Source organism: Pseudomonas lundensis, assembly GCF_002269125.1.
Classification (GTDB): Bacteria; Pseudomonadota; Gammaproteobacteria; order Pseudomonadales; family Pseudomonadaceae; genus Aquipseudomonas; species Aquipseudomonas lundensis_A.
In genome coordinates this window covers 38678-49497 of record NZ_NQKI01000013.1, presented here as the reverse complement: position 1 = coordinate 49497, position 10820 = coordinate 38678, and the positions used below count along the sequence as shown (strand labels likewise).

At 58.2% G+C, this 10820-nt stretch carries 10 protein-coding genes; 6 read left to right on the top strand and 4 right to left on the bottom strand.

Going from position 1 to position 10820, the window contains the following annotated elements; genetic code table 11:
* Positions 1–176: 176 nt before the first annotated feature.
* Positions 177–677, bottom strand: a complete 501-nt coding sequence (gene tpx, locus CJF39_RS10430; RefSeq protein WP_094993350.1) for a thiol peroxidase — start codon at positions 675–677, stop codon at positions 177–179.
* Positions 678–885: 208 nt separating this feature from the next.
* Positions 886–1554 carry a DUF3313 domain-containing protein gene (locus tag CJF39_RS10425; protein WP_094993349.1) on the bottom strand — a complete coding sequence of 223 codons (669 nt, stop codon included), beginning with the start codon at positions 1552–1554 and terminating at the stop codon, positions 886–888.
* Between the two features lie 348 nt (positions 1555–1902).
* Between CJF39_RS10425 and ccoN the strand changes: the two genes are divergently transcribed.
* From ccoN to tal, 3 genes are all read left to right on the top strand, one after another.
* Positions 1903–3330 carry a cytochrome-c oxidase, cbb3-type subunit I gene (gene ccoN / locus CJF39_RS10420; protein ID WP_048376191.1) on the top strand — a complete coding sequence of 476 codons (1428 nt, stop codon included), beginning with the start codon at positions 1903–1905 and terminating at the stop codon, positions 3328–3330.
* 54 nt (positions 3331–3384) lie between these two features.
* Positions 3385–3615 carry a hypothetical protein gene (locus CJF39_RS10415; protein ID WP_094993348.1) on the top strand — a complete coding sequence of 77 codons (231 nt, stop codon included), beginning with the start codon at positions 3385–3387 and terminating at the stop codon, positions 3613–3615.
* Positions 3616–3777: 162 nt separating this feature from the next.
* On the top strand, positions 3778–4701 hold the full coding sequence (tal, locus tag CJF39_RS10410) for a transaldolase (RefSeq protein WP_094993347.1): 924 nt from the start codon (positions 3778–3780) through the stop codon (positions 4699–4701).
* A 109-nt stretch (positions 4702–4810) separates the two neighbouring features.
* On the opposite strand, the gene rfaD is transcribed toward tal, so the two are convergent.
* Both rfaD and CJF39_RS10400 read right to left on the bottom strand, forming a co-directional pair.
* The gene (gene rfaD / locus CJF39_RS10405; protein ID WP_094993346.1) at positions 4811–5800 is read right to left on the bottom strand and encodes an ADP-glyceromanno-heptose 6-epimerase; all 990 of its coding nucleotides are present in this window, start codon (positions 5798–5800) and stop codon (positions 4811–4813) included.
* 181 nt (positions 5801–5981) lie between these two features.
* Positions 5982–7271, bottom strand: coding sequence for a serine/threonine transporter (locus tag CJF39_RS10400; RefSeq protein ID WP_094993345.1), 1290 nt, complete (start codon positions 7269–7271; stop codon positions 5982–5984).
* Between the two features lie 227 nt (positions 7272–7498).
* On the opposite strand from CJF39_RS10400, the gene CJF39_RS10395 reads away from it, so the two are divergent.
* The 3 genes from CJF39_RS10395 to glgA all read left to right on the top strand — a co-directional run bounded on the left by CJF39_RS10395 (position 7499) and on the right by glgA (position 10819).
* Positions 7499–8029 carry a DUF4946 domain-containing protein gene (locus tag CJF39_RS10395; protein ID WP_094993344.1) on the top strand — a complete coding sequence of 177 codons (531 nt, stop codon included), beginning with the start codon at positions 7499–7501 and terminating at the stop codon, positions 8027–8029.
* A gap of 146 nt (positions 8030–8175) precedes the next feature.
* Complete coding sequence (locus tag CJF39_RS10390; RefSeq protein ID WP_094993343.1) at positions 8176–8622, top strand: DUF411 domain-containing protein; 447 nt, start codon at positions 8176–8178, stop codon at positions 8620–8622.
* A gap of 619 nt (positions 8623–9241) precedes the next feature.
* On the top strand, positions 9242–10819 hold the full coding sequence (gene glgA / locus CJF39_RS10385; RefSeq protein WP_094993342.1) for a glycogen synthase GlgA: 1578 nt from the start codon (positions 9242–9244) through the stop codon (positions 10817–10819).
* Position 10820 lies beyond the last annotated feature (1 nt).

Below are 10820 nucleotides of genomic sequence, written 5' to 3'. Positions count from 1 at the left end.
AGCAGTGTGGACCGTTAAGAAAAGGTTCTTTACCGGGTATTTACGTAAGCGGGACGTCTGGACGGGTTAACTGCTGCGTATTGAACGGCTTGCAGGGAGTGACGGCACCTGGCGGGACGCAAAAAAAACGGCCTGGCAGCGAGTGCCAGGCCGTTTTTTGCCGTGCAGGTTTGAACTTACTTCAGAACAGCCAGGGCTGCTTCGTAGTTCGGCTCATCAGCGATTTCTTTAACCAGCTCGCTGTGCAGCACGTTGTCGTTTTCGTCCAGCACGACAACGGCACGCGCCGTCAGGCCTTTGAGCGGGCCGTCAGCGATGGCCACGCCGTAGTTCTGGATGAACTCTGCGCCACGCAGGGTCGACAGGTTTTGAACGTTTTCCAGACCTTCCGCGCCGCAGAAACGCGCCTGCGCGAAGGGCAGGTCGGCAGAGATGCACAGCACGACCGTGTTAGCGATGTCATTGGCCTTGGCGTTGAACGTGCGCACCGAGGTCGCGCAGGTCGGGGTATCAACGCTTGGGAAGATGTTCAGCACTTTGCGCTTGCCGGCAAAGCTTGCCAGCGTTACATCGGACAAATTACCCGCTACCAGCGAAAACGCCGGTGCCTTGGAGCCTACTGCTGGCTGCTCGCCGTTAACCTGAACAGGATTGCCTTTAAGCGTCACTTGAGCCATGAACGATGTCCTTCTTGACGGTTTTTGGAGAGGCCGAAGTTAAACACGAAACCTACTCTCGACCTATGCCCTGCATGCAAATTGTCATGCAGCACTTCACAAAAAGACGAATCTTAATAGTCTGCGCATAATTGCCTACAAAACAGCCCGGCCAGGTTCAGGTGCATCGTTCAGCACCAGCCTGGCCGCACGTTCTGGACAAGGTACGTTACTTTTTAAGCTTCAAATACGATTGGTGCAGGTCGTCTGCCCAACCATCAATGACGTTTTTCACGTCGTCGGCCTTCATCACCTGGCTGTCGTTTTCCAGCGGCTTGCCGGTGCCTTTGCGCACCACCTGTGCAACCACAGCTTGCGATCCGCCGTCGATAAAGACCGCCTCGGTGGCCAGATCCGTTTCTTGATCGCGAATACCCGAGGCCGTGCTCACCGCTGCCGCGACAAACGCGACCGGGATGTACTCGTAAGGCTTAAGGCTTTGGGTCTGGCTGCTGACCGCGGTAATCGCCGGACGTACCACAATCACACCCGGGCCTGGGGCGCTGGCCAGCGGCAACGACTTGCCCAGCTCACGCTTGAGTGCCTGATCGTAATACTGGGTAATGGCCGTGAGGGTGCTTTGAGGGATCTTCGCACTGGGCTTGGGGGCCGGGTAGAACTGGCTTGGCTCGATATACACGCTGCGGTACTGACCCGCCTTCAAATGAGGATCAACCCAACGCATCACGTCCGCACCCGACGGCGATTTGGCTTGCTTGAGGCGACTGTAGTCCTTCAAAAAACCGGAGTACTCATCCGGTTGGGTCACATTGCTTGAACAACCGAGCAGCCCGATTGAGGCAAGGCACAACGTACCGATCATTAAGCCGAACTTCATGGTGAAACTCCTGTAGAAATCGCCACCGCATGCGCACGGTGTTTTAGGTATAGCCAACCCGCGCAAAACCGTCATTCATTCGTACGTATTTGCATGACAGCGGTCATCAGGCCTCCAAAAACCTGACCACGGCCTTGCCTGCGTCAATACAGCGCAGACGCAGGATAAAAACCGCCAAGTGCAAAAAAACAGATCAGATGCGCACTCAAGCCCAATAAAACGCCTTTTAATCTGATCCGTAATATTTAACTTTTTCTGGATCTGTTTTGTTCTGCGTCGGGTTCCTACAGTTCACCCTGCGCCAGACCACGGGGTCTGGCAGGACTTTGAACCGTGGAAGACTTGAGCATGAGCACAGCACTAAACGGGCAGGCCTATAACTATAAGGTCGTGCGCCAGTTCACCATCATGACCGTGGTGTGGGGCGTCATCGGCATGGCCATGGGCGTGTGGATCGCGTCGCAACTGGCCTGGCCCGCCATGAACCTCGACCTGCCCTGGACCACTTTCGGCCGCTTGCGACCGCTGCACACCAGCCTGGTGATTTTCGGCTTTGCCGGCAGCGCGCAGTTTGCCGCCAGTTACTACGCCGTGCAGCGCACCTGTCAGGTACGGCTGTTCTCCGACAAACTCGCGGCCTTCACGTTTTGGGGCTGGCAGTCGGTGATCGTGATCATGCTGGTCACCCTGCCGCTGGGTTACACCACGACCAAGGAGTATGCCGAGATCGAGTTCACCGGCGCGGTGTGGATGACGGTGGTGTGGGTGGCTTACGCCATCGTGTTTTTCACCACGGTAGTGCAGCGCAAAACCAAACATATTTATGTCGGCAACTGGTTCTTTGGCGCCTTCATCCTGGTGATCGCCATGCTGCACGTGGTCAACCACCTGGCCATCCCCGTGGACTGGTTCAAGTCTTACCCCGTGTATGCCGGTGCCACAGACGCCATGGTGCAGTGGTGGTATGGACATAACGCCGTAGGCTTCTTCCTGACAACCGGGTTCCTCGGGATGATGTACTACTTCGTTCCGAAACAGGTCGGGCGCCCTATCTACTCTTATCGCCTGTCTATCGTGCATTTCTGGGCACTGATTACGCTTTATATCTGGGCGGGCCCACACCACTTGCACTACACCGCCCTGCCGGACTGGGCTCAATCGCTGGGCATGGCGATGTCGATTATTCTGCTGGCTCCGAGCTGGGGCGGCATGATCAACGGCATGATGACCTTGTCGGGTGCCTGGCATAAATTGCGCACCGACCCGATCCTGCGTTTTCTGGTGCTGTCACTGGCGTTCTACGGCATGTCGACATTTGAGGGGCCGATGATGGCGATCAAGACCGTCAACGCCCTCTCTCACTACACTGACTGGACCATCGGCCACGTGCACGCCGGGGCCTTGGGCTGGGTGGCAATGATCACCTTTGGCGCGGTCTACCACATGATCCCCAAACTCTACGGCCGCGAGCAGATGCACAGCGTGGCGCTGATCAACCTGCACTTCTGGCTGGCCACCATCGGCACCGTGCTGTACATCGCCTCGATGTGGGTCAACGGCATTACCCAGGGGCTGATGTGGCGGGCAATCAACGATGACGGCACCTTGACCTACTCGTTTGTGGAGTCGCTGCAAGCCAGCCACCCGGGCTTCGTGGTGCGGCTGGTGGGCGGAATATTCTTCCTTACTGGGATGTTGCTGATGGCTTACAACGTGTGGCGCACCGTTCGTGTCCCTGACTTCAAAAAAGCCGAGCTCTCGGCACAAATCGCCTGACCTACGCAGCGCACACCTGCGGGTGTGCGCTGCACCAAGCACGGAGCGGTGACGATGATAGAAATAGCCCTGAACATGCTGGTGGTAACCGGCCTTTACTTCGCCATCAGCGGATGCCTGAAGCATCAGACTGAGCGTGATATCGACGACGCCAGCTTGATCCCGTTCGCCGACGACCCGGAGGTCGCGCGCCGGGTCGAACAGGCCACAGGCAAAACCATTCAGACGGTACAGGTCAGCGACGAATCAGCACGCCCACCAGGCTGGGGCACAATGAAGCTCTAAAACGGGGGGTTGCGAACACCTGTAAAGGCGCTTGAGCGCAGACATCGGTTGCATAACCCGGGTCATCGGCGGCATTCTGCCAGACCTGATGTTTTGCGAACTTTTGATCGACGACGCACTCAATCTGTACAGCCATTACACTTTTTCGGACAGAGCACGCTCATGACTTCCAAGCTGGAACAACTCAAGCAGTTCACCACCGTGGTCGCAGACACCGGCGACCTCGACGCGATTACCCGCCTTAAACCCGTAGACGCCACCACCAACCCGTCCCTGCTGCTCAAAGCAGCCGCGATGCCGGGCTATGCCGAACTCTTGCAAAACGCCGTCAGCTACGCCAAGGGTGATGTCGGCCTGGCCTGCGACCAGTTTTCGGTGTCTGTGGGTAGCGGTATCTTGAAAGTGATTCCGGGCCGTATTTCGACTGAAGTCGATGCCCGCCTGTCATTCGATGAACCTGCACTGCTGCAAAAAGCCAACCAGTTGATCGAGCTGTATGACAAGGCCGGTGTGAGCCGCGACCGCGTACTGATCAAGCTGGCATCGACATGGGAAGGCATCCGCGCCGCTGAAAAACTGGAGAAAGCCGGGATCCAAACCAACCTGACCCTGCTGTTCTCGTTCGCCCAGGCGGCAGCGTGTGCCGACGCGGGGGTGTTTCTGATCTCACCATTCGTGGGCCGGATCTATGACTGGTACAAAAAATCCACCGGCATCGACTACACCGGCGCCGAAGATCCGGGCGTTCAGTCCGTGACCCGCATCTACAACTACTACAAAGCCAATGATTACGACACCGTGGTCATGGGTGCCAGCTTCCGCAACCTGAACCAGATCGAACAATTGGCCGGTTGCGACCGTTTGACCATCAGCCCTGAGCTGATTGAAAAGCTTGCTCAGGAACACGGCACGCTGGAGCGCAAACTGAGCCCTGGTAACCCCGGCGAGCCGCGCCAGATCCTCAACGAAGCGCAATTCCGCTGGGCATCTAACGAAGACGCCATGGCCACCGAGAAACTGGCCGAGGGCATCCGTCAGTTCGCCCGCGATCAGGAAAAACTGGAAGCCCTGTTGTCGGGTAAATAACCCGCGGCTGCTCCCGCTCCCGCTCCCGGCGTGCGGCAGCGACGACTGACCCTGCACCTTAGGTGCACGCGCATGCAGTCGCTGTTCCGCAGCCCGGGGCAACCGGACGCTAGGGTGTCAGCAATGCCTGAACATAGCGGCCCACGCCCTCCTCCAGTCCCAGCATTGGCTCGCGGTATCCCGCCTCACGCAGTTGAATCAGGTCGGCGCAGGTGTACACCTGGTATTTGCCCTTCAAGCTGTCCGGGAATTCACAGTAATGAATCACCCCTTCCAGTAACGCCGCCTCCAACGTCAGCGGTGGACGGTCTTGTGCCGCCCGTACGCCATTAATGGTTGCTAGCGCCAACGCATTAAATGCCCTGGCCTGCCCTGTGCCCACATTGAAAATACCGCTGACATGCGGGTTATCCAGCCAGTGAAGATTGACCTTGACCACATCGTCCACAGACACAAAGTCACGCAAATGGCCGCCTGCCGGGTAGTCACCATACTCGCCGAACAACTCGACGTAGCCCCGCTCGCGGTACTGATTGAAGCAATGCCAGACCATCGACGCCATGCGGCCTTTATGCTGCTCGCGGGGGCCGTAGACATTGAAGTACCGCAACCCCACCACCTGACTGCGGACTTTGGGCAGTAACTGCCGCACGTTCTGGTCAAACAGGCTTTTGGACCACCCATAGACATTCAGTGGCCGCTCGCAGTCGCGCACTTCGCGAAAATCCCGATGGGCGCCATAGACTGCCGCCGATGACGCGTAGATCAACGGGATCGACTGGTCCTGACAGGCCTGCAATAACGCGCAGCTGTAGCGGTAATTGTTTTCAATCATGAAACGACCGTCATTTTCCACGGTGCTGGAGCACGCGCCCTGATGCAAAACGGCACGGATCTCGCCCAACTGGCGGTCCGCAAATCGTTGCACGAAATCACGTTTGTCGAAGTAGTCCGCAATATCACAGTCGGCCAGATTGCGGCACTTGTCGCCGTCAGTCAGGTCGTCTACCGCAATAATGTCGCGCTCGCCGCGATCATTGAGTGCCTTTACCAGGTTGCTGCCGATAAAACCCGCAGCCCCGGTCACGATAATGCTCATCCAGGACCTCCTGCCGATGCATGAAAGGTTTCAGCCTAGGCGTGTTTGCAGGTCAGATATTGATGCGGGTCAAGGCTCTTTCAAGCATTGAGACCCCGAGGGGATCGACGGCGCACTGAAGGCGCCGTCGCGGTGCACGAGGGGGTGTCACTGCACACCGGCGCAGTGACAACAGCGCCCGTCAGGCGAGGAAGGTTTGCGCCAGGGAATAGACCAGCGAGGAGATGGCCACCAGACCGATAACGGTCACAAATACGTTGGAGATCTTGCCCGAGTACTGACGCATGGCTGGCACGCGGCGGATGGCATACATCGGCATCAGGAACAGGATGGCCGCGATCACCGGGCCGCCCATGGTTTCGATCATGCCCAGGATGCTCGGGTTAAGGGTCGCCACCGCCCAGCACACGATCAGCATGAACGCTGCGGTCATGCGGTCCAGGGTTTTGGCCGCGGGACGCTTGCCGGTTTTCAGCACCAGGCCTTTCAAGCCTTCACTGGCACCGATGTAGTGCCCGAGGAACGACTTGGCAATGGCCACAAACGCAATCAACGGCGCAGCGAACGCAATGGTCGGGTTGCTGAAGTGATTGGCCAGGTACGACAGGATCGACAAGTTTTGCGCCTTGGCTTCGGCCAGTTGCGCCGGGGACAGGGTCAGCACGCAACTAAAGACAAAGAACAGCACCATGACCACCATCAGCAGGTGCGCACGGGACAGAATCTGCGAGCTGCGCGCATCGGCGTTGTCGCCGTAGCGGCGCTTCTGGTCGACGGCAAACGCCGAGATGATCGGTGAATGGTTAAACGAAAACACCATCACCGGAATCGCCAGCCACAGCGTGTGCAGGAACGCCGAAGGCTGCGGCACAGTGCTCGCCGTGGCGAGAATGCCTCCGTTCCAGTGCGGGATCAGGAACACCGCCAAAAACAGCAGCGCCACGATGAAGGGGTAGACCATCATGCTCATGGCCTTGACGATCACTTGCTCGCCGCAACGGACCACTACCAGCAGCCCGAGGATCAGCACCAGCGACAGAATCGCCCGTGGAGGCGGCGTGATAGACAGTTGATTGAGCATGAAACTGCCGACCGTGTTGGTCAGCGCCACGCTGTAGATGAGCAAAATGGGGAAGATGGCCAGAAAGTACAGCAGCGTAATCACTGCACCGGCCTTGAGACCGAAATGTTCCTCGACCACGTCAGTGATGTCAGAACCTTCGCGCCCGGAGAGGACGAAGCGGGTCAAGCCCCGGTGGGCGTAAAAGGTCATCGGGAATGCCAGCAACGCCAGAATCAACAACGGCCAGAAACCGCCCAGCCCGGCGTTGATCGGTAAAAACAGTGTTCCTGCGCCAATCGCTGTGCCGAACAGGCCCAGCATCCAGGTGGTGTCTTGGCGGTTCCAGCGAGTGAGCGTCGCGGGTGTCTCGTCGAAACGTACGTCGACGCTATTAGCCTGGTCATTCATCCGGTCGAATCTCCGCTAGCCGGTCGTTACCACGCGGCCGGGGCGGACAAAACACACCTTACAGACAACGCCCCAGCCATAAGAAGGGCGCGATTGTCCGGGATTAGACATAAGAAGCAAAGGTTTAGCTGAGCAAAGGTAAAAAACATTTGCTATGCCAACGCACTGTCCAGACACCTGTTGATACACTCTGGCGACCCAACATACGCCCATAAGGTGTGTCCATCATGACTGTCTCGCACCGCTGCACAGCACTGCTCGGACTCTTCTGCGCCCTCGCCCTGCCCGTAGCCCTGGCCGACGCAACGCTCATCACCTGGCCCGCCGGCTGGGAGATTCAAGACGTGCCGCCTGCCCCGGACGACAACGGCCAGCGCCAGCGCGCCGTGAAGAACGACGCCAACGGCGACCCGCTGATGGTGATGGAACTGACCCAGACCACATTGGCGCCCGAGCATCAGGTCAATATGGAGGCCGTTCTGCTGCAAATGCGCAAAACCTTGCAGCAAAATTTCGCTAAGGGCGGCTATCAAAGCGCTTGCAACAAGATCCACCCCAGCACGCTGGGGGGCCTGAACGCGCTCGAAACCACCTGCAAAATCACCCAGAACGGCAACCATGTCATCACCCAAACCCTGGTGGCCGCTACCCGGGAAGCGCACGCCTACGCGCTGTCTTACGCTGGGCCCGCCGAGGGCTATAAAGCCACCGAGCCAGAAGTGCGGGGGATTCGCGGCAGCTTGCGTTTCACTCAATAAACGCCCCACTGCACCTTGAATCCTTGGCAACCCTCCCCAACCTGACAAAACTGTCATCCAGCCATCAGTTGACTGACAGCAGGTGTCGGTCAGGCTGACATTTTCTCAAGGTTGCATGTGCGCCTTAATAAGCGAAGAGGACCCCAATGAAAACCCCACTGCGCGTTGCCGCACTCTCGGCCCTGTTACTGAGCGGCATGGCCCACGCCGCCGACCCTTTGACCATTGACGTTCACCGCGATGCCAATTGCGGCTGCTGCAAAACCTGGATTTCTCATTTGCAAGAACACGGGTTCAAGGTCAATGACCATGTCGAAGCAGACATGAGCAGCGTCAAGCAGCGCCTCGGCGTTCAGCCCCGCCTGGCTTCCTGCCACACCGGCGTGATTGATGGAAAATTCGTGGAAGGCCATGTGCCCGCAGACCAAGTGATTGCACTGACCAAACGCGACGATCTCAAAGGCATTGCCGTCCCGGGCATGCCCATAGGCTCTCCCGGTATGGAAATGGGTGATCGCAAAGACGCGTATCAGGTGATCGGCGTGAACCATCAAGGCCAGGATGTGATCGTGGCCGATTACCCGGCCAACTGACCTTCCTCACGCTAACCCGCTCCTGCCCGGGCATCTGAACCCGGCGGAGCGGTTAGCGCACCGGCTTAAACCGTCTGGTTATGAGCAATACCCAATCGTTCTAACCCGCGCTTGGCGTCGACCGACGATCCTTGCTAGAACGGCATCTATCGACAGTCGATAGGCGCATGGCTGTTACACGCTGCATGCATCGGCAGCGATCAGCCGCCATCGACCGGCATATACACGCTTAAACACCCCTTGAATGTCCGTTGGCCTGCACCTGCTTGCCTGAGGATTAGGGCTCGCCCTGTGCGCCAATAGTCGCGAGCCCGATTTTTGAGAGAAGTTTCGCACGCTGCATAAGGCAGTCATCCGCCCTATTTTCAGCTTCTCTCCTACACTCTGAGGTCGGTAATCCGTACAGGAGTGTCGCTTTTAAAAAAAACGAACCTTCTGCGATGCCGCTGGGTCAGCTTAAAAGTAGGGTCTTTGATTTCTGGATCATTCCTTGCAACGCCCTCCTCACCCTTTGCGCATTAACCCGCGATCAACAAAGCAGTGTTGTGCCTGCCCACAGGACGTGAGTAAGAGCCCGACAATGGGTCGGGCAGATCAATAAATACAACGGGAGAACACCATGATCAGTGCTGCTGCGACAAACCCACAGAATTGCCTGAATACGCTGGTCAATGAGGTCATAACCGGTGCTGGCCGGACACCGGCTGGCAATCTAGCAGTACCGATCGCACAAGCGCTCCCGAGTAATCCGAACAAAAAGAAAGTCTTGTTTGTGACCTCCGAGCTGGCCGACTTGGTCAAGACTGGAGGTCTGGGCGATGTTTCAGCGGCGCTCCCCCGCGCCATGCGCCACCTGCACGATGTACGGGTGTTGATTCCGGGCTACCCACAGGTGATGAACAGTGACAACCCGATCCACGTGATTGGCGAGCTGGGCGGCCATGCAGCCTTACCGCCCTGCAAGATCGGGCGCATGGACCTCAAGGACGGGCTGGTGATTTATGTCCTGATCTGCCCCGAACTCTATGAGCGCGAAGGCACCCCGTACGGCGCAAACAATGGCCGTGACTGGCCGGACAATCACATCCGATTTGCGCGCCTGGGACTGGCCGCTGCCGACATCGCTGCCAACCTGGCGCAGATCCACTGGCAACCCGACCTGGTGCATGCCCACGACTGGCCCGCCGGTCTGGCCCCGGCGTACATGCACTGGCGCGGCCAGCGTACCCCGACGCTGTTCACCATTCACAACCTCGCCTATCAGGGCGTGGTCAGCCTCGCTTGCGGCCCGGAACTGGGCATCCCGTCCCACGCCTTGCAACAGGAAGGCATGGAGTTCTATGGCAAGTTGTCGTTTCTCAAGGCCGGGATGGCCTATGCAAGCCACATCACCACGGTCAGCGCCACCTACGCCCAGGAAATCACCACCCCGGCCTTTGGCTGCGGGCTGGATGGCTTTCTGGACAGCAAAACCCAGCAAGGCCTGCTCAGCGGCATTCCCAATGGCATTGATGAAAGCTGGGAGTCGTCGACCGACCCGCACCTGATGGCGCCTTTCGCCATTGGCGAATGGCAAGGCAAAGCGACCAACGCCGATCACGTGCGCACACTCTTCGGCCTGAACCCTTCCAAAGGCCCTTTATTTGCCGTGGTCTCGCGACTGGTGTACCAAAAAGGCCTGGACCTCACCGAAGGCGTGGCGGCCTACATCGTGGCCAACGGTGGGCAAATCGCAATCATTGGCCGTGGCGAACCCGAAGAAGAGCAAGCCATGCGTGATCTGGCCCTGCGCTTCCCCGGCCAGATCGGCGTGCGCATCGGTTTCAATGAAACCGATGCGCGGCGCATGTTTGCCGGCAGTGACTTCCTGCTGATGCCTTCGCGCTACGAACCCTGCGGCCTGAGCCAAATGTATGCACAACGCTATGGCTCCTTGCCCGTGGCACGCAACACCGGCGGGTTGGCCGACACCATTGAAGATGGCATCACCGGCTTTCTGTTCAACGAATCCACTGTGCACAGCTACGAGCAGGCATTGAGCCGCGCGTTCAAAGTGTTCGCCTTCCCCGATCTGCTCAACGCCATGCGCTGCCGCGCCATGTCAGCGCCTTTCAACTGGTGCCAGGCCGTGGAACCCTATGCCCATCTTTATGAACAACTGGTGGTGAAATCCCTGAACAGAGCCGGCAGACCCTGAA